Origin of the sequence: Actinoplanes sp. URMC 104, assembly GCF_051386375.1 — a bacterium.
Classification (GTDB): domain Bacteria; phylum Actinomycetota; class Actinomycetes; order Mycobacteriales; family Micromonosporaceae; genus Actinoplanes.
Map to the genome: position 1 here is coordinate 1,595,874 of NZ_JBPQTO010000011.1, position 18,021 is coordinate 1,613,894.

Annotated in this window: 17 protein-coding genes; 5 read left to right on the forward strand and 12 right to left on the reverse strand. The window is 71.4% G+C overall.

Annotation, left to right across the window (positions count from 1 at the left end; all coding sequences use genetic code 11):
* Positions 1-40: 40 nt before the first annotated feature.
* The gene (locus ACSNN8_RS33115; protein ID WP_436653939.1) at positions 41-952 is read right to left on the reverse strand and encodes a LysR family transcriptional regulator; all 912 of its coding nucleotides are present in this window, start codon (positions 950-952) and stop codon (positions 41-43) included.
* A gap of 105 nt (positions 953-1,057) precedes the next feature.
* Between ACSNN8_RS33115 and ACSNN8_RS33120 the strand changes: the two genes are divergently transcribed.
* Positions 1,058-1,990 (forward strand): NAD-dependent epimerase/dehydratase family protein, encoded by a 933-nt coding sequence (locus tag ACSNN8_RS33120; RefSeq protein WP_436653940.1) that lies wholly within the window; start codon positions 1,058-1,060, stop codon positions 1,988-1,990.
* A gap of 31 nt (positions 1,991-2,021) precedes the next feature.
* On the opposite strand, the gene ACSNN8_RS33125 is transcribed toward ACSNN8_RS33120, so the two are convergent.
* The 3 genes from ACSNN8_RS33125 to ACSNN8_RS33135 form a co-directional block, all read right to left on the reverse strand.
* Positions 2,022-2,501: a nuclear transport factor 2 family protein gene (locus tag ACSNN8_RS33125; protein ID WP_436653941.1), complete on the reverse strand. Its 480-nt coding sequence runs from the start codon at positions 2,499-2,501 to the stop codon at positions 2,022-2,024.
* Between the two features lie 62 nt (positions 2,502-2,563).
* A complete protein-coding gene (locus tag ACSNN8_RS33130; protein ID WP_436653942.1) occupies positions 2,564-3,397 on the reverse strand; it encodes a helix-turn-helix transcriptional regulator in 834 nt (277 codons plus the stop codon).
* Between the two features lie 195 nt (positions 3,398-3,592).
* Positions 3,593-4,483 carry a hypothetical protein gene (locus ACSNN8_RS33135; protein WP_436653944.1) on the reverse strand — a complete coding sequence of 297 codons (891 nt, stop codon included), beginning with the start codon at positions 4,481-4,483 and terminating at the stop codon, positions 3,593-3,595.
* 244 nt (positions 4,484-4,727) lie between these two features.
* Here ACSNN8_RS33135 and ACSNN8_RS33140 point away from each other — a divergent pair, with 244 nt between their 5' ends.
* From ACSNN8_RS33140 to ACSNN8_RS33150, 3 genes are all read left to right on the forward strand, one after another.
* Complete coding sequence (locus tag ACSNN8_RS33140) at positions 4,728-5,369, forward strand: alpha/beta fold hydrolase (RefSeq protein WP_436653946.1); 642 nt, start codon at positions 4,728-4,730, stop codon at positions 5,367-5,369.
* A gap of 29 nt (positions 5,370-5,398) precedes the next feature.
* Positions 5,399-6,379 carry an Lrp/AsnC family transcriptional regulator gene (locus ACSNN8_RS33145; RefSeq protein WP_436653947.1) on the forward strand — a complete coding sequence of 327 codons (981 nt, stop codon included), beginning with the start codon at positions 5,399-5,401 and terminating at the stop codon, positions 6,377-6,379.
* A gap of 105 nt (positions 6,380-6,484) precedes the next feature.
* On the forward strand, positions 6,485-6,964 hold the full coding sequence (locus ACSNN8_RS33150) for a DoxX family protein (protein WP_436653949.1): 480 nt from the start codon (positions 6,485-6,487) through the stop codon (positions 6,962-6,964).
* Positions 6,965-7,152: 188 nt separating this feature from the next.
* On the opposite strand, the gene ACSNN8_RS33155 is transcribed toward ACSNN8_RS33150, so the two are convergent.
* Positions 7,153-8,148 carry a helix-turn-helix domain-containing protein gene (locus tag ACSNN8_RS33155; RefSeq protein ID WP_436653951.1) on the reverse strand — a complete coding sequence of 332 codons (996 nt, stop codon included), beginning with the start codon at positions 8,146-8,148 and terminating at the stop codon, positions 7,153-7,155.
* A gap of 70 nt (positions 8,149-8,218) precedes the next feature.
* Here ACSNN8_RS33155 and ACSNN8_RS33160 point away from each other — a divergent pair, with 70 nt between their 5' ends.
* Positions 8,219-9,208: an NAD(P)H-binding protein gene (locus ACSNN8_RS33160; RefSeq protein WP_436653953.1), complete on the forward strand. Its 990-nt coding sequence runs from the start codon at positions 8,219-8,221 to the stop codon at positions 9,206-9,208.
* Between the two features lie 70 nt (positions 9,209-9,278).
* On the opposite strand, the gene ACSNN8_RS33165 is transcribed toward ACSNN8_RS33160, so the two are convergent.
* From ACSNN8_RS33165 to ACSNN8_RS33195, 7 genes are read right to left on the reverse strand one after another with little or no spacing between them, the layout of a single operon-like run.
* Positions 9,279-10,571 carry an NtaA/DmoA family FMN-dependent monooxygenase gene (locus tag ACSNN8_RS33165; protein WP_436653955.1) on the reverse strand — a complete coding sequence of 431 codons (1,293 nt, stop codon included), beginning with the start codon at positions 10,569-10,571 and terminating at the stop codon, positions 9,279-9,281.
* A gap of 15 nt (positions 10,572-10,586) precedes the next feature.
* Positions 10,587-11,474 (reverse strand): hypothetical protein, encoded by an 888-nt coding sequence (locus ACSNN8_RS33170; protein WP_436653957.1) that lies wholly within the window; start codon positions 11,472-11,474, stop codon positions 10,587-10,589.
* Positions 11,475-11,509: 35 nt separating this feature from the next.
* On the reverse strand, positions 11,510-12,760 hold the full coding sequence (locus ACSNN8_RS33175; protein WP_436653958.1) for an acyl-CoA dehydrogenase family protein: 1,251 nt from the start codon (positions 12,758-12,760) through the stop codon (positions 11,510-11,512).
* A 2-nt stretch (positions 12,761-12,762) separates the two neighbouring features.
* On the reverse strand, positions 12,763-14,427 hold the full coding sequence (locus ACSNN8_RS33180; protein ID WP_436653960.1) for a dipeptide ABC transporter ATP-binding protein: 1,665 nt from the start codon (positions 14,425-14,427) through the stop codon (positions 12,763-12,765).
* Between the two features lie 16 nt (positions 14,428-14,443).
* Positions 14,444-15,301 carry an ABC transporter permease gene (locus tag ACSNN8_RS33185; protein ID WP_436653962.1) on the reverse strand — a complete coding sequence of 286 codons (858 nt, stop codon included), beginning with the start codon at positions 15,299-15,301 and terminating at the stop codon, positions 14,444-14,446.
* Positions 15,298-16,254 carry an ABC transporter permease gene (locus tag ACSNN8_RS33190; protein WP_436653964.1) on the reverse strand — a complete coding sequence of 319 codons (957 nt, stop codon included), beginning with the start codon at positions 16,252-16,254 and terminating at the stop codon, positions 15,298-15,300. The genes ACSNN8_RS33185 and ACSNN8_RS33190 overlap by 4 nt, the downstream gene beginning before the upstream one ends.
* Positions 16,254-17,864: an ABC transporter substrate-binding protein gene (locus ACSNN8_RS33195; RefSeq protein WP_436653966.1), complete on the reverse strand. Its 1,611-nt coding sequence runs from the start codon at positions 17,862-17,864 to the stop codon at positions 16,254-16,256. The genes ACSNN8_RS33190 and ACSNN8_RS33195 overlap by 1 nt, the downstream gene beginning before the upstream one ends.
* Positions 17,865-18,021 lie beyond the last annotated feature (157 nt).

Consider the following 18,021-nt stretch of genomic DNA (forward strand, 5'->3'; position numbering starts at 1 on the left):
GTTGACAGCCGCCCGGACGCTCGGGCCGGCGGCGGTCGCGTCATGGTTGGCCCCGGCCGGCCTCGAGCTGGTTCCGCACATCCCGGGGCACCCGCACGCCGCGGGCACGCAGATCGGCGATGAAGCGGGCAGCGAGCGGATCGGGCTCGCCCGGCGTCACCGCGACCACCTGGCGCGACCACCGGGGGGAGAAGGAACGGACCACACCCGGGAAGCCCGCGCTGACGGCGCTGACCGGGCTTATCGCGATGCCGAGGCCGGCCGCCGCGAGCTGCGGCGCCGCGGAGGTGACCGACGTTCTCAGCACGGGCTTGAGGCGGAGGCCGGCGGCGCCGAGCGACCGGTCGAGCCAGCTGCTCAAACTGTTGTCCGGCGCGAAGTGCACCAGGTCCTCACCGTCGATCTCGGCAAGGGTCACCGAGCTCCGCCCCGCCAGCCGATGATCCCTCGGCGCCGTCAGCACGATCTCCTCCTCGGCGACGACCGTGGAGGGGAAACCGCCGTCCATCGGACCGGGGAGCACCCAGACGTCGACCTCCCCGCCATCGAAGAGGCCGTCCGGTGTTACCGCCTCGCGAATCCCGATCACCACCTGCGGATGGCGCCTGTGCCAGGCGCGGATCACCGGGGCGAGCAACGGCACGGTCAGGCTCTGCGCGCAGACCAGGCGCAGCGATCCGCCCTCCGCCTGCCCCGCGGCCCGGGCCGACCGCACCGCCGCGGCGGCCGCGTCGATCGCCCGCCTGGCGTCCGCGACCGCGGAGCGCCCGGCCGGGGTGAGCGAGACGCCCCGGGGCTCCCGGCGCAGCAGCGGCGTACGCGTCTCGCGCTCCAGCGCGGCGATCTGCTGGGACACCGCGGGCTGCGACGAGTGCAGCAGCCGGGCCGCCTCGGTGATCGACCCGACGTCCGCGACCGCGACCAGACACTCCAGTGCACGCAGCGTAGCCATTCGGAAATCTTATCGGAGTGCTTCGGAACATAAATGCGGCCGAGGGAAGCAATGCCGCTCGCACCTTGCTGGAACCGGGCAGAGATCACTGATGAGGAGAGCGACATGGCACAGACGTTCATCACCGGCGGTTCGGGCTTCATCGGCCGGAGCCTGATCCGGCGCCTGGTGGCCGACGGGCATGCGGTCAAGGTGCTGGTCCGCAGCGCGGCGTCCGCGGACGTCGTGAGCGCGCTGGGCGCCCGGCCGGTGCACGGGGAGCTGACCGATCCCGACACCTGGCGCGCCGCAGTCGAGGGCAGCGAGGTGCTGTTCCACCTGGCGGCGGAGACGGACATCACGGCCGGGCGGGAGCGCCAGGAACTGGTGACGGTCGGCGGCACCCGGGCCGCGCTGGAAGCGGCCCGGCGGGCCGGGGTCGCCCGTTTCGTGCACTGCGGCAGCGAAGCCGCCCTCCTGGCCGGCGAGCCGCTCGTCGACGTCGACGAGAGCGCCCCGCTGCGACCGGACTCGGAAGCCGCGTACTGCGCGACGAAAGCGGAAGCCGAGGCGCTGGTCCTGGCCGCGAACGCGCCCGGGTTCGCCACCGTGTCGATCCGGCCGCGGTTCGTGTGGGGACCCGAGAGCTCACTGGTCGAAGGCCTCGTGCACGCGGCGCGCCACGGCGAGTTCGCCTGGATCGAGGGCGGCAGGCACACCACCGACGTCACCTTCGTCGACAACGCAGTCGAGGGGCTCGTCCGGGGCTGGCTGCGCGGCCGGCCGGGTGAGGCGTACTTCATCACCGACCAGCAGCGCGTGACACTCCGCGACTTCCTCGAGACGAACTTCGCGATCTACGGAGTCGACGCCGCGATCCCCGATATCGACGCCGGCACCGCCGCCCGCGTGATTCCCGTTCCGGCGCGCTGGTTCCTCGAGCAGACCTGCACGCTGCGCACCGGCAAGGCCGCTGCCGAACTCGGATACCGGGCGATCGTCACGCAGGCGGATGGGCTGGCGGCGCTGCGGGATGCGGTCACCCGCAGCGCGGCCTGAAACCCTGGGCACTTTCCGGCGCGCCGTCGCGTCAGTCGCCGAGCAGCATGAGCGCGTCGCCCTCGAACCAGGCGTTGGCGATGTCGAGGTGGCGGATGCGCCACTGCTCACCGTCGCGGACCAGGGTCGCGGTGTAGCGGTTCATCATCAGGGCGTGGCGGGTCACCGCCGGGTCGGAGCCGGTGCCCGGCTTGAAGTGCTGGGCCTGGGCGTAGGCGAGCACCGTGGCGTCGTCCCCGTCGATCGTGATGCGGATGTTGCTGATGGCGTGGCTGGAGTCCAGCGGCCCCACCGCACCGATCAGGGTGCTCACGACGGTCTCCCGCGGGGCGAGCGGAGGGAAGTCGTACCCGATGCGCCGCATGGCCGGGCCGAGATCGACGACGGCGTCCTCGGTGAGCGAGGAGGCGAGCAGGTCGGCGTCGTTGAGGTCGAGGCCGGCGGCGTAACGGTGGAGGGTGTCGGTGATGGCGGCCCGGTCGAGAAGGCCGGCGAGGGTCGTGTCGGTCATGAGGTCATCCCACCGGGCGGGCGCCGACGCAACGCCGACGAAACGTTGACGCCGGCTGTCGTTCAGGGTCGGGTCAGGCCCCGCAGGGTCGACAGGAGCCGCAGCTTCTCCTCGCTCGGCGAGCCGGGGACGGCGGTGTAGACCATCAGGTACTGGTCCTGGTCCAGATCGCGCAGCCCCTGCGCGTACAGCTCCAGCTCGCCGAGCACGGCGTGCCGGTACCGCTTGAGATCGTGGTGATGGGTGACGTCCACCTCGTGCAGCCGCCAGATCTCGGCGAACTCGCCGCCGATGGCCAGCAGCGCCGCGACGATCTCGCCGGGCACGCCGTCGGGGTCGGCGGCGTACTCGGCCCGCAGGTCCGCGGTGAAGACCCGGCCGCGCTTGCGGTGGTCCTCGACGGGGAAGAGCTCGCGCTGCTCCGGGTCGGTGAACCAGCGGTAGACCAGGTAGCGCGACAGACCCTGGAACCGCGTGTAGTCGCCGAGCAGCGCAACCGCGGGCGGGGTCTGCGCCAGCGTCTCCCCCAGGTTGGTCATGACCAGCGCGGGTACGTCCTTGAGACCGTCCAGGATGCGCCGCATGGCCGGGCTGAGCCGATCGTTGCGGCCGCGTGGCGGAGCCGGGTGACCGCCGAGCCGGAAGAGGTGGTCGCGCTCGCTCAGGCTCAGCTGCAGCGCGCCGGCGAGCGCCGCGAGGATCTGTTCCGAGGGCACCGGGCCGCGCTGCTGCTCGATCCGGCTGTAGTAGTCGGCCGACATGCCCGCCAGCGCCGCGACCTCCTCCCGGCGCAGCCCACCGGCGCGCCGCCGCGGGCCGCGCGGCAGCCCGACGTCCTCCGGCTGCAGCACCTCGCGGCGTGCGCGCAGGAAATCCGCCAGCAACGCCCGATCCACGTGCCACCTCCCGCGTCCGGCTACCAGAATGCCGTACCGGTCGCCACCTGTCTGTGTCTAGATCCACACCGGCGCCGGCGACGATGTCGAGCGGATCGCGGCCGACGAACGCTTCAACGTGCTGACGTCCCACGGCTCACGGCCCGCACCGGCATGCAGGCGGCTGGAAGGCCGCCCGCATGCCGGCGACCGGGGTCAGCGGCGGCTTCTGGCGCTGTCGTGCAGCTCGATGATCCGGATGTCCCAGGAGCAGTTGTCGACCGACTTCACGAAGAAGTGACCGTCGAGGGTCAGCGCGGACAGTTCGAAACTGCCGCTGGTCGCGGCCTCGCTGATCGGCAGCTCGACCCAGTTGACCTGACGGTACGCGGTTGCCGGGCCGGGAACCGGCTTGGTGTTCGGACCCTTGGGCAGGTAGGCGACGACCATCTTCTTGGTCAGGTCGGCCCGGGCGTTGCAGGCGAATTCGTAGTTTCCGCGCAGGATTCCCGGCCGCACCGGGACGGTGGCGGTGGTGAACACGCACTCGGTCGCCGGCTGACCGGGCTCGCAGAGGCCCGCGCCGGTGAAGGGGTGAGTCGGCGTCAGACCCGCGACCACGTAGCTGAAAACGGTCATCTTCGCGGTGCGGGTGGCGCTCTGCCGCTGGGCGTTGCCCAGATAGACGGCCTTGTAGGTCCCCGGCTTCGTCACGCCGGTGCGGACGCGGTGCTCGTCCAGCGTGCCGACGTCCCAGGCGCTGAATGCGCCCGCCGCGGTGGTCCTGGTGGACAAGATCTTGGTGTACGTCGTCGCCCCGTCGGCCATGAAGTAGATGTCGACGACACCGCCGTTGCCCGTCGTGCCGTTGGCCGCCTTGCCGGTCAGGTGGGCGCCCCAGGTGTAGCGCACCGAGCTCGGCGACACGGCGAAGGTCATGGTCACGGCCTTCTTCGTGGCTGCTGCCGGCCCAGGCGCAGGCTTCACGGCGACCGCCTTGGCGACCGGTGCGGGCGTGACCGCCGCGTTCGCCCCTGTGACGCCGGCCGCCGTGGCCGCTACGACCGCCCCGCCGACGAGAGAAATCATCCACTTACGCTTGCTCATCGGACCCTCTCGAGATGCCGGCCGGACCCCACGAAGGTCCGGCTCCGCGGCCACGCTAACGACCGTCGCAGGCACTCAGATGATCCGTTCGGTTGATCTTGCAGCGCTGATCAGCGGCAGTTACGCCTGCTTCGAGAACCGTCGCCGTGAAGTGGGGAAACAGCCGGAAAAGCATTCGCTCCGTGAACGGCGGCGGTCAGAACGTGCGGCATGGTCGTACCCTCGGCGACGACGGGAGGCTGCCTTGAGTACGTTCGCCCTGATCCACGGCGCCGGGGATGTCGGCTGGTACTGGCACCTCGTCGAGGCCGAGCTCCGCTCCCGCGGGCACGACACGGTGGCACCCGATCTGCCCGCCGGGGACGACTCGCTCACCCTCGACGACTACGCCGACGCGGTCGTCGAAGCGGTCGGAGACCGGTCCGAGCTGGTCGTGGTGGGGCAGTCGTTCGGGGCGTTCACGGCGCCGCTGGTGGCCGCGCGCCGGGCGGTGGAGAGGCTGGTGCTGGTGGCGGGGATGGTGCCGGCGCCGGGAGAGGCGCCGGACCAGTGGTGGAGCAACACCGGCTACGAGGGCGGCCTGGTCGACAGCGAGGACCCGTACGTCGTCTTCTATCACGACGTGGACCGCGGGCTCGCGGAGGAAGCGGTCGGCAAGCAACGTGCGCATCCCTCGAGCGCCGCGTCGGCTCAGCCGTGGCCGCTCCCGCAATGGCCGGACGTGCCGACCCGGTTCGTGCTGTGCACCGAGGACCGCCTCTTCCCGGCGGCCTTCCTGCGCCGGGTCGCCGGCGAGCGGCTGGGTGTCGAGCCCGTCGAGATCGCGGCCGGGCACTGTGTCGCGTTGAGCCGACCGGTCGAACTGGCCGACGCTCTGGATCGGTGACGCGCAGGAACCGTCGATAGGGTCGGGCGGTGGATGTGATCGTCCTCGACGAACTCGACCGCCAGCTGGCGCACGCGCTGCAAGTGGACGGACGGGCCCCGTTCAGCCGCATCGCGGCGGTGCTGGGCACGTCCGACCGCACGGTCGCCCGGCGGTACGCGCGCCTGCGCCGGTCGGGGGCTCTGCGCGTGGTCGGGTTGCCCCACGCGGCCGCGCTCGGTCACGTCGACTGGCTGGTGCGCATGCGGTGCGCGCCCGACGTGGCCGCGCCGGTCGGCGCCGCCCTGGCACGGCGTGCGGACACGTCGTGGGTGACCATCCTGTCCGGTGGCACGGAGATCAGCTGCATCACCCGGACGAGGACGCAGGCCGCCGAGGGTGATCTCCTCCTGCAGAAGCTGCCCCGGACCCCGCGGGTCACCTCCGTGACCGCCCACTGCATCCTGCGCCTCGTGGCCGGCACGAAGGGCTGGCCCGGTCGCACCGCCGCCCTGACGTCCGATCAGGCCGAGGCGCTGAGCCGCGACCTCCCCTCGGAACACCCGGCGCCGCGGGAACCCGTCGTGCTGACCGCGGCCGACAACAGCCTGCTGACCGCGCTGGCCGTCGACGGACGGGCGAGCCATCCGGCGCTGGCCGCGGCGACGGGATGGTCGGAGACCACCGTCCGGCGGCGCCTGGAGGAACTGCGCCGCAGCAACGTCATGTATTTCAACGTCGAGGTCGAGCCCGCCCTGTTCGGCTACCGGGCCGAGGCGAGCCTGTGGCTCACGGTGTCCCCGGCCTGCCTGACCACGGTCGCGGAGGCGTTGGCCACCCATCCGCAGATCGGCTACGCCGCCGCCGTCACGGGTTCGGCGAACGTGACCGCGTCGGTGATCTGCCGCGATCTCGGCGATCTGTACGACTACCTCGCCGACGGCATCGGCGCGCTGCCCGGCGTGGTCAGCGCCGAGACGGCTCCTGTCGTACGGCGGGTCAAGGGCGCCGGCACGGTGCTGGTGGGATGAGCCGACGTTGACGGAATCCGCCGGATCCGTGGTGCCGGCCGTCGTTTCGGGACAGATTCTTCGGCTCCGGAACGCCGGTACGCGTCCCGGGCGCAGCGTGATGCCATGTTCGAAGGTCTCCTGCTGCTGTTCGTTCCGTTACTGGCGTTCCGCGCGGCCGGCGCGCTCGGTGTCACGCGGTTCGCCGGCTGGCGGTCCAGCGCGGCGCACGCGCTCGCCGTCATGCTCGTCTTCACCGGCTCGGCACACTTCGCCCCCGACAGCCAGACCGTCATGCCCAGCCACAACGACCTCACCGCGATGGTGCCGCCGTTCGTGCCGGCCCCGGACCTGATGGTGTACGCAACGGGCGTGCTGGAGCTGCTCGGCGCGGCCGGTCTCGTCCTGCGGCCCACCCGGCGCCTCGCCGGACGATGCCTGGCGCTGCTGTTCGCCTGCCTCATCCCCGCGAACATCTACGCCGCCGCCGACGACATCCCGCTCAACGGCGATCCCGCCACACCTTTGTGGTTCCGCATCCCCGAACAGGTCGTCTACATCGCCGTCGCGCTGTGGTCCACACGCGGCGATCGCCATCCCGGGTGAGACCGGACTTCCAGCTGTGTCGTCCTTTTTCGCATTCGCACGCGAAGCCCTACCGTGAGTGTTGGCCGAAGTCGCCACGGCGACGGGGACGGCAACGGGCTCCTCCGGCCGTCCTGAAGCTCGGACCCGGCACCTTCACCGCGCCCATCCAGCAGCGCCTCCCGGACGTCCTGTGGCCACGCCGAGGGTCATGATGCCTCCGGACTCCGGGAAGGGGATGCGGCCTGAGCCCGCTCGCCCTTGAAGGCGCGCCGATAGGCGGCGGGTGAGACGCCGACGATGCGGGCGAAGTGCGCCCTGATGCCGGCGGCCGTGCCGAAGCCGCATCGAGCCGCGATCCAGGCGATCGGGCGGTCCGTCGTCTCGAGCAGTTGCTGAGCGCGCCGCACCCGTTGCCGCAGCAGCCACTGCAACGGCGACAGGCCGAGCACCTGGGCGAACCGGCGCTCGAGGGTGCGGACGCTGACGTTGCCGCGAGCGGCCAGGTCGGCCGTGGTGAGCGGCCGGTGCAGGTTCCGGGTCGCCCAGTCGAGCAGCGGCGCGAGCCAGCCGTCACCGGCGGCCGGCAGGGCCGGGCGGAAGTACTGGGCCTGACCGCCGTCGCGGTGCGGTGGTGTGACGATGCGGCGGGCCACCTCGGCCGCGACCGCCGAGCCGTGGTCGAGGCGTACGAGATGCAAGCACGCGTCGATGCCGGCCACGGTGCCGGCCGACGTGATGATGGTGCCGTCCTCGACGTAGAGCACCCTCGGATCGACCTCGACGGCCGGGTAGCGACGGGCGAGCTCGTCGGCGTGCAGCCAGTGCGTGGTCGCCCGGCGGTGGTCGAGGACCCCGGCGGCCGCCAGCACGAACGCGCCGGAACAGATGGACAGGATGCGGGTTCCGCGCCGGTGCGCGGACCGGACGATGTCGACCAGGGCCGGTGGTGGAGCGTCGTGCACGTTGAGGCAGGCGGGGATCACCAGCGTGTCGGCTCGCCGCAGGTCGCTGTCGGGGGCGGTCTGCTCGAAGTGGAACCCGGGGAGCAGCGGCATCGGGCCGTCGCCGACCCCGACGATCGAGAAGTCGTACCACGGCGTGACGACGTGGGACCGATCGACGCCGAAGATCATGGACGGCACCGCCGCCTCGAAGATCGGCATGCCGGGCGAGATCGCCATCACCACCCGGTGCGCCACCATGTCGCGAACCTAGCGCACCCTGACGTTCGCGACACTCCCGTGCGCTCCGACGGATCGCCATGATCGGAACATGCCTTCTCGTTCGGACACCGTCGTCGTCTACGGCGCCTACGGCCACACCGGGCAGCTCGTCGTCGCAGCGCTACGTGAGCGCGGCCTGCACCTGGTGCTCAGCGGCCGGGACGCCGGAAGTTTGCACACGCTGGCGGAGCGCCATCCCGGTGCCCGGGTCAGGCCCGCCTCGCTCGGCTCGCCCGAGGAACTGGACCGGGCGGTGCGCGGGGCGGCCGCCGTGGTCAACTGCGCCGGCCCGTTCGGCGACACCCCGCCCGCCCTGGTCGACGCCGCCCGGCGGGCGGGTGTGCACTACCTGGACGTGGCCGGCGAGACGCTGGTCGCCTGGCGCATGTTCACCGCCTCGGAACCGCCGCCCACGATGGTCGTCGCGCCCGCTCTCGGCTTCTTCGGCGCCCTCGGGGATCTGCTGGCGACCGCGGCCTACGGCAACGGCCCGCCCGCCGAGGCCGTCGTCGTGGCCGTCGCCCTGGACAGTTGGGTGCCGACCAGAGGGTCGCGGCTGGCCGGCAAGCTGCGCGCCGGCCGGCGGGTCGTCCTCACCGACGGCCGGCTGCGGATCAAGTCCGGCGACGAACCACCCCCGGTGTCCTCCTGGCGGTTCCCGCCCCCGTTCGGGGTGCGCGAGGTGGAGGGTGAGTTCCCGACCGCCGACGTGGTCGCCATCGCCCGCCACCTGCCGGTCAGGGAGATCACCACGTACCTGCACACACCGGCGGCGCCCGGCGCGGACGACGGCAGCGAGGCACGCCGGCCCGAACAGCGGTTCCTGGTCGAGGTCACGATCCGCCGTGGTGGCAGGGACCACCGCGTGTCGGCGTCCGGGCGCGACATCTACGCGTTCAGCGCGGCCATCGCGGCCGAGGCGACCAGTCGCGTGCTGCAGGGGCGGGTGGAGGCGACCGGGCTGGTCACCGCCGGGCAGGCGTTCGATCCGGCCGACTTCCTCGCCACCCTGCCGCTGGACACGCTGCGCCTGGGCTGACGGACCGTCCAGTTCACCGCCCGCCTGGGCGGCGGCCGCCACAGGGAGAGACCCGGGGAGAAGAGGCCGCTCAGCCGAGATCCGGGGTCGGCGAAGCCGCCCGGAAGTGGCCCCGCAGGGTGCTGGTCTCGTACTCGTGCCGGTAGAGCCCGCGCCGGCGCAGGATCGGGACGAGCTCGTCGGCGATGACGTCGAGGCCGTCGATGAGGACGTCGGGCTGCAGATTGAAGCCGTCGATGGCGCCGGAGTGGAACCAGTCCTCGATGTGGTCGGCGAGCTGCTCGGGCGTGCCGACGAAGCCCGCGTGCCCGGAGCCGGTGTAGCGGGTCTGCTTCAGATATTCGCGCACGGTCGGGTTGGTGCGCCGGATCTGCGTCACGATCGACTCGCGGAAGCCCACGCTGCCCTGAAAGGTCTGCGGGTCGACCGGAGCGGCCAGCACCTCCTCGGGGAACGGCTCGTCGAGCTCCAGCTTCGACGCGTCGTATCCGATCGACTGCGAGAGCCACTGGACCGAGTACGCGGCCGGGCCGGCGTCGTGCAGTTCGTCGCTGCGCCGCCGCGCCTCCTCCTCGGTGCTGCCCAGGCTGAGCAGCAGGCCCGGCAGGATCTTCACGTCGTCCGGTGATCGGCCGTGGTCGCGGGCCAGCCCCTTGACGAGGCGGTAGTGCTCGATCGCCTGGCCCTTGGTCAGCTCGGCCGCGAACACGCCCTCGGCGGCCCGGCCGGCCAGCGCCCGGCCCTTGGGTGAGCCGCCGGCCTGGAGCAGCACCGGGTGGCCCTGGGCCGACGGCGGCACCCGCAGCCGGCCGTCGAGGTCGAAGTGGTCGCCGTGGTGGTGGACGTCCCGGCCGGTCGCGGCCGATTCCCAGAGCGCGGTGACCACGTCCACGAACTCCGACGCCCGCTCGTACCGGTCGTCGCGCAGCGGCACGTCGGGCAGCCCGAAGTTGCGGGCGGCGGGGGCTCCCCGCGAGGTGACGATGTTCCAGCCCGCCCGGCCGCCCGACAGGGTGTCCCAGGACAGCAGCCGCTCGGCCAGCTCGAACGGGTCGTTGAAGGTCGTCGACGCGGTCGACACCAGGCCGACGTGCTCGGTTGCGCCCGCCACGTAGCCCCAGTTCACCGTGGGCTCGAGCCGCACCGGGTTGGCGTCGTAGGCGGGGTCGCCGAGCAACGCCCCGTCGGCCAGGAAAATTGCGTCGAGCGTCCCCCGCTCCGCGGTCCGGCCGATGCCCGCCCAGTATTCCGGGTCGACGAACGAGTCCTTGTCGAGCAGCGGCGACTGCCAGGCGGCGGGCAGATAGCCCAGGACGAGCACGTTGATGCCGAGGATGACGTGCCCCGTACGGCGTTGGGTCATGGTTTCTGCTCCGGATCACAGTGAGGGGTGGGGTGCGGGTACCGGGAAGGCGGCTCGGCGGTTCGCGGGAGGGGCGGGGACCGCGAGACCGAGGGCGGCCCGCAGCGATCCGCCCGGCGCCACCGGCGTACGGCCCTCGGCGAGCAGCCGTTCGGCCTCGTTCAACGCGTGGGTCAGGCTCTGGCCGGCCGCCGGACGCAGCACGACGCCGTCGGCCGGGGTCCCTCGGACGGATCCGTCGGCGCCGATGGTGAGGTCGATCGGCGGCTCGGCGGGGATGACCGTGTCCGGCGTCGTCTCCAGCCAGCCGATGACCGAGGCGCCGGTGGGAGGTTCCGGCGCGTTCAACGGGCCGGCGATCGAGTAGGCGCCGTCGTGGTCGACGTGCACGATACGGTCCGACTGCACGAGGATCCCGGTCTCCCGGTCGCCGACGATGGAGTCGTAGGGCCAGCTCTGCTCGAGCGCCCGGACGGCGCGGGCCGCGTCGAGCGCCGTCGCCGGGTTCAGGGGCGCGCCGCCGCCGAGGCCGGCCCCGCCCCAGGCCTCCGCGCCGTCCGGGCCGGGCGGCGCGTACGCATCGGTCACCCCGAACAGCACGCCGCTGCGCCCCCGCGACAGGTGTCCCAGCGACGCCACCCGTCGGGCCAGGTTGTAGGGGTGGTCGCGCTGCGGGCCGGCGACGATCAGGAACCGTGCCCGGCTCGTGCGCCGGGCCAGGATCGCGCCGACCGCGCTGCTGTCCAGAGTCGACGACGACGGCTCGCTGCCGTCGATGCGATCGATGCCGAGCACGGTGAAGGCGAGGGGCAGCGCATCCCAGCGGGCGAGCTGTCCGGCGTCGCGGGCCAGCTCGACGAGGTGCGGGCCGGAGAGCCCGAGAACCAGGTAGGGGTCAGACATCGTCGACTCCTTGGCGAGCGGGGAGGCAGGTCATGTCAGTTGCCCTGGCCGCCGCGGTCGACGAAGGCGAGGTTGGGCACCGGGTCGGCGCCGTTGACGATCCAGTCGCCCAGAATGCGGGCCTTGTAGACCCTCGGGTTGTGCGAGGCGAGCGTGCGGGCGTTGCGCCAGTGCCGGTCGAGCAGCAGCTTCTCGGAGACCCCGGAGGCGCCCAGGGCATCGAAGACGGTGGTGGTCGCCTGCAGTGCGGCCTCGATGATGGTCAGCTGAGCCTGGGCCACCGCGACCTCGGTCCGTAGCACCCGTTCCTGGCGCAGCGCCTCGTCGCCGCTCGCGACGGCGGCCGCCACGGTGTCGATGGAGCGTGCGGCCTCCCGCAACGCCGCGCCGGCCGCGAAGGCGTGCACCGAGACCTGTCCGATGACCTGCAGCAGCTGCCCATCGTGGACCGGGTCCGGGTCGAGGGCCTGGGGGTAGTTGCGGCCGCGGGCCTTCAACGCGCTCGTGCCGTCGCGCAGCGCGGCCCGGGTGATGCCGGTCAGCACCGACAGCATCGCGGTCTGGTAGAAGTGCCCCTGGTAGACGAAGCGCTCCCCGGCCGGGAAGACGTCGCCCTCGGCCGCGGGCACGTCCGTGTAGGTGGCGCTGCCGCTGGCCGTGGTGCGCTGGCCGAACCCGGTCCAGTCGTCGACCAGCTGCACGCCGGGGTCGTCGCGGCGCACCAGCGCGGTCAGCACGGTGTCGCCGTCGCCCTTGCCGAGGACGTCCAGCCAGTCGGCGTAGAGGCTGCCGGTGGCGTAGAACTTCGCTCCGCTCACCAGCCAGCCGTCACCTTCCTTGCGTACGGTGGTCTTGAGGTTGGCGAACGTGCCGTTGTTGGCCTCGGTCCAGCCCCCGCCGACGAACTCGCCGTCCAGGAACCGGTGAATCCACCGGTCGTTTGTCGCCGAGGGCGCCGCGTTGAGCCGGTCCTCGACGAAGGCCAGATGGTTGCGCCAGATGTGCGCGACGTTCGGGTCGGCCTCGGCGAGATCGGCCAGCAGGGCGAAGGTCTGCTCCAGGGAGGCGCCGAAGCCACCCCGCTCGACCGGGATGCGGATCCGGCCCAGCCCGGCGTCCTTGAGCCACTGCACCTGCTCGTGCGGGAAGATCCGGGCCTTCTCGCGGGCGACGTTGCCCTCGGCGATGCGGTCGAAGACGGGTTGGAACTCGGCGCTCAGGCCGGCGTCGGTGGCGGTGGCGGGGCGCAGATAGGTCAGCGCCGCGGGGGCGTCGGTGGTCGTCATGATCAGTCCTTTGCGGTGGGTTCGAGCTGCCGGGCGCCGATGGGCAGCACCGAGTCGAGCAGGGCACGGGTGGCCGGGTGACGGCCGGCCGCGAACAGGTCGGCCGCCGGGAACGTCTCGACCAGCGAGCCCCGGCGCATGACGCCGATGCGGTCGCAGACGAACTCGATGACGGCCAGGTTGTGGCCGATGAACAGATACGTCAGGTCCAGCTCGTCCTTGAGGTCGAGCAGGAGGTTGATGATGGTGGCCTGGGTGGAGACGTCGAGGGCCGAGGTCGGCTCGTCGAGGATCAGCAGGTCGGGCTCGAGCGCGATGGCCCGCGCGATGCCCACACGCTGCCGTTGCCCGCCGGAGAACTCGCGCGGGTAGCGGTCGGCGTAGCCGGCGTCCAGCCCGACGAGGTCGAGCGCCCGATGGGTCAGGCGGGTCGCCTCCTTGCGGCTGGCCGCCTTGCCCAGCCGCAGCAGCGGCCGTGCGATCTGGTGCCCGGCCTTGATGCGCGGGTTGAGCGCGGTTGCCGCGTCCTGGAAGACGTACTGGAACCGGCGGCGCAGGTCCCGCAGGCCGGCGCTCACGTCGGCGCCGTCGAAGGTGACCGACCCGGCGGTGAGCGGCAGCAGCCCGCCCGCCAGTCGGGCCAGCGTCGACTTGCCCGACCCGGACTCGCCGATGAGCCCGAAGATCTCGCCGCGCCGCACGCTCAGCGAGACGTCGTCGACCGCGCGGACGATCGACTTGTGCCTGCCGGTGCCGAGCCCGCCGAGCGTGAACTCTTTGGTGACGCCGCGCAGCTGCAGGATCGGGGCGTCGTCGTCCGGCCGGGGGCGGGCCACGAACAGCGGTGCGGCGCCGAGGAGCCGGCGCTGCTGGTTGCGCTGCCCGATCTCGGGGACCGACTCGATGAGCGTACGGGTGTAGGGGTGCGACGGCTCGCTCAGGACCTTCGCCGTTCGTCCTTGCTCGACGATCGCGCCCTGGTTCATGACGGCCACGCGGGAGCTGGTGTGCGACACCACGCCGAAGTCGTGCGTGATGAGCAGGACCGCTGTCCCGGTCTCCCCGGCAAGCCCGAGGATCAGGTCGAGGATCTGCTTCTGCACGGTCGCGTCGAGAGCGGTGGTCGGCTCGTCGGCGATGAGCAGCTTCGGGCCCGACAGTCCGGCCAGGGCGATCATCACCCGTTGCCGCATGCCGCCGCTGAGCTCGTGCGGGTAGGACCGCAGGACCCGATCGGGCTCGGCGATGCCGACCCGCTCGAGCCACGTACGGCCGACATCCCGTGCCTCCGTACGGGACACCCGCAGATGCAGGCGCGCGGTGTCGCCCAGCTGGCTGCCGATCGTGAACGACGGGTCGAGCGAGGTCACCGGGTCCTGGAAGATCATGCCGATGCCGGCCCCGCGGAAGACGTTGAGCTGCCGCTCCCCCAGCCCGACGAGGTCGTTGCCGAGGAAGCTGATGCGGCCCGCGGTCACCCGCGCCGTCCGCGGCAGCAGCCCGAGGACGGCGGCCGCGGTGACGCTCTTGCCGGACCCGGACTCGCCGACCAGCGCGAGCACCTCCCCCGGGCGCACCTCGAGGTCGACGCCGCGGACGGCCTGGACCACCGCCCCGGGCAACTGGAACTCGACGTGCAGACCCTCGATGGCGAGCACTGCGGTCATGCCGATCACCTGCCGATCACGGGTTGAGGACGTCGCGCAGGCCGTCGCCGAGCCAGTTGAAGGCCAGGGCGACGAGCAGGATGGCGACGGCGGGGAAGGTGGCGACGCCCGGGCTGCCGTTGACCAGGACCTTGGCGCCCTCGGAGATCATGCGACCCCAGTCCGCGTCGGGCGGCTGGATGCCCAGGCCGAGCGCGCTCAGGCTCGCGGTGAAGACGATGTTGACGCCGACCAGGCTGGTCCCGTAGATGACGACCGAGGAGACGAGGTTGGGCAGCACCTCGGTGCGCAGGATCTCCGCCTCGGAGGCGCCCAGCGAGCGCGCCGCCTCCACGTAGTCCTTCTCCCGCTCGATCTTCGCCTCGGCGTACACGATGCGGGTCACGTACGGCACGGCGCCGAAGATCACCGTGCCGATCAGCACCCAGGGGCCGGGCCGCACGATCGCGGCCAGCGACAGCGCCACGAGGATCACCGGGAAGGCGAACAGCAGGTCGATGCCGCGCATCAGCAGGTTCGAGGTGCGGCGACCGGCGAACGCCCCGTACAACCCGATCAGGGTGCCGATCAGCAACGCCGTCGCGACCGACACGATCGAGACGACCAGTGCGCCCCGGCCTCCGTACAGGAGCCGGCTGAGCACGTCGCGGCCCTGGTCGTCGGTGCCGAGCAGGTGCCCCGGCGTGCCGACCGGCGAGAGCACGTCCAGCGGGTCGCCGGCGTTCGGGTCGTGCGGCGCCAGCCACGGGGCCAGTACCGAGATGCCGACCACGGCGACCAGCACGAGCAGGCCGAGCAGGGCCTCGCGGTTGCGGACGAACCGCGCGGCCGGCGACCGCCGCAGGCGGGGCGGCGCAACACTCACGGCAGTCATGCGCCACCGTGCCGGAGCCGGGGGTTGAGCAGGTCGAGCACCACGTCCGTGACCAGGTTGACGATCACGAACGTGGTGGCGACCAGCAGGATGCCGGACTGGATCACCGGGTAGTCCGAGCCGGCGATCGCGTTGAGCAGCACGCTGCCCAGCCCCGGCCACGAGAAGATGGTCTCGACGAACACCACGCCGGTGATGACCGAGCCGACCGTGAGGCCGGTCGTGTTGACGATCGGCGGCAGGATGTTGCGGCCGATGTGCTTGCCGAGGATCGCCCCGCGGCCGAAGCCCTGCGAGCGGTAGGTGCGGATGTAGTCGGACTCCGCACTCTCGACGACCGCGGCCCGGACGAACCGCGCGATGATCAGCATCGAGACCAGTGAGGCGGCGAAGGCCGGGGCGATCAGATGCAGCAGGAGGTCGCCGAGGCCGCCGTCACCCCGCAGGTCGTGCATGCCGCCGGCCGGCAGCCACTGGTAGCGGACCGCGGTCAGCCAGATGACGATCAGACCGAACCAGTAGATGGGGAGGTTGCTGCCGATCTGGACCAGCAGCATCGCAGCCCGGTCGACGAGCCGGCCGTGCCGGATCCCGGACACGAAGCCGATCAGCACGCCGAGCACGACCGTCACCACCGTCGTCGCCGCGCCCAGGATGAGCGTGTTGACGAACGCCGGCCACACGATGCCCGAGACCGGGCTGCGCACGCTGAGCGAGATGCCCCCGCCGTTGGTGAACATGTCCCCCACCCAGTGCAGGTACTGCGACCAGGCGGGCTGGTCCAGCCCGTACGCCTGACGGATCTGCTCGATCTGCTCGGGCGACATCTTCTGGCTCATCACGTCCTTGATGGGGTCGGCCGGGCCGGCCTTCGCGATGAAGAAGACCAGCACGCTGATCACGATCAGGAGCGGGACCAGGTTGACCAGCCGCCACAGGATCCGGCGGGTCATCAGTCGGCCACCCACACCTTCGACAGGTCGTAGTGGTCCTGCTGCGGCCACACGAACCCGCCGACGCGCGGCGCCACGGCGTAGTAGCGGTTGAACGACAGCAGCGGGAAGATCGTCGCGTCCCTGGCCCAGGTCTGGGCCGCGGTCTGCCACAGCTGCTTGGACTTGGCCGGGTCGGAGTTGTAGGCGGCGGCGTCGATCGCCTTGGTGGTCGCCGAGCTGGTGTCGGAGTACTTGTCCCCGTCCCGGTTCACCACGGCGTAGTTGTGCGCGATCTTCACCCAGTTCGGCGCGATGTAGCCCCACTCGCCGAGGTTGATGCCGTCGGTCGGCTTGAGGTTGGCCGAGCGCGTGCCGTACGTGATCCACTCGAACGACTCGACCGAGGCCTCGATGCCGACGGCCTTGAGCTGCTGCTGGATGAACTCCGCGGTGGGCTGCCCGGTGGTGTCGCTCAGGATCGTGAACGCGACCTCGCCCGGCTGGTAGCCGGCGTCGGCGATCAGCTTCTTGGCGGCCCCGGGGTCGTACGGGTAGTCGACGGCCGAGGCGTCGTAGGCCTCGTTGCCCTGGTTGAGGATCGAGGTCGCCGGGGTCGCGTAGCCCTTGTAGATCTTCTCGGCCAGGGTCTTGCGGTCGACGGCCTGGATGATCGCCTGGCGCACCCTCTTGTCCTGCAGATATTTGTTCGCGTAGTTGAAGCTGTAGTAGATGATCTGCGGGACGTTCTTGTTCTCGGGCACCGCGAAGCCGGCCTTGTCCAGTGTCTGCACCGAGTCCGGGGGCACGCGGCTGATCAGGTCGACGGCCCCGCTGCGCAGCGCGGCCACCCGGCTCTGGTCGTCACCGATCGGCTTGAAGATCACCTTGTCGAGGTGCGGCCGGGCGCCCCAGTAGTCCGGGTTGCGCACCAGCGTGGTGTGGTCGCCGCGGACCCGCTCCTGGAACTTGAACGGCCCCGTGCCGACCGGGTTGTCGGCCAGCCCGTCCTGCCCGTACTTCTTGAGCGCCTCGGGGCTGAAGATGCCGGACGCGGCGTTGCCGCTGTTCGGGATCTGCCGCAGGTAGTCGAGGAACGGCTTCTTGAAGACGTACTGGACGGTGTGGTCGTCGACCACCTTGAACGAGGCGAGGTCGGCGTAGACCAGCGACATGGTGGCGGCGCTGACCTTGTCGTAGTACTCGAACTTCGGGTCGCTGAAGCGGCGGACGTTGAACTCGACGGCCTTCGCGTCGAAGGGCGTACCGTCGGTGAACTTCACGTTCCGGCGCAGTTTGAAGGTGTACGTCGTGGCGTCGGGGCTGACCGTCCACGACTCGGCCAGGCCCGGCACGATCTTGGGTACGCCGGTCGGCGCGGTGAGGTCCTCGTTGACCAGGGTCTCGTAGATGTTGCGGTCGATCCGCCAGGTCTCCCAGGAGTACTGGCGGTTCGGGTCGAACTGCGTGACCTCCTGGTACTGGCCGACGATGAGCGTGCCACCGTCGCGAGGCTTCGAGTCCGCGGCCGCCGCGCCACCGGAGCCCGAGCCGCCACCGCAGCCGGCCAGCAGGGCGGCGGTCACGAGGGCGGCGGTCCCGGCAAGCGTCGCGCGCTTGGGTAGGGCCATGACTGGTGGGTCCTTTCGTCGAGCAAGAAAGGCGCGGCATCGCACCTGGGAAGAGCCGGCAGAGGATCAGGCCGGAAGAACGGCCCGGAACAGGCCCAACGCCTGCTTTGCATACCGGAGAAGTAGGAATACTGAGACGATCGCACGGGGATCGAAC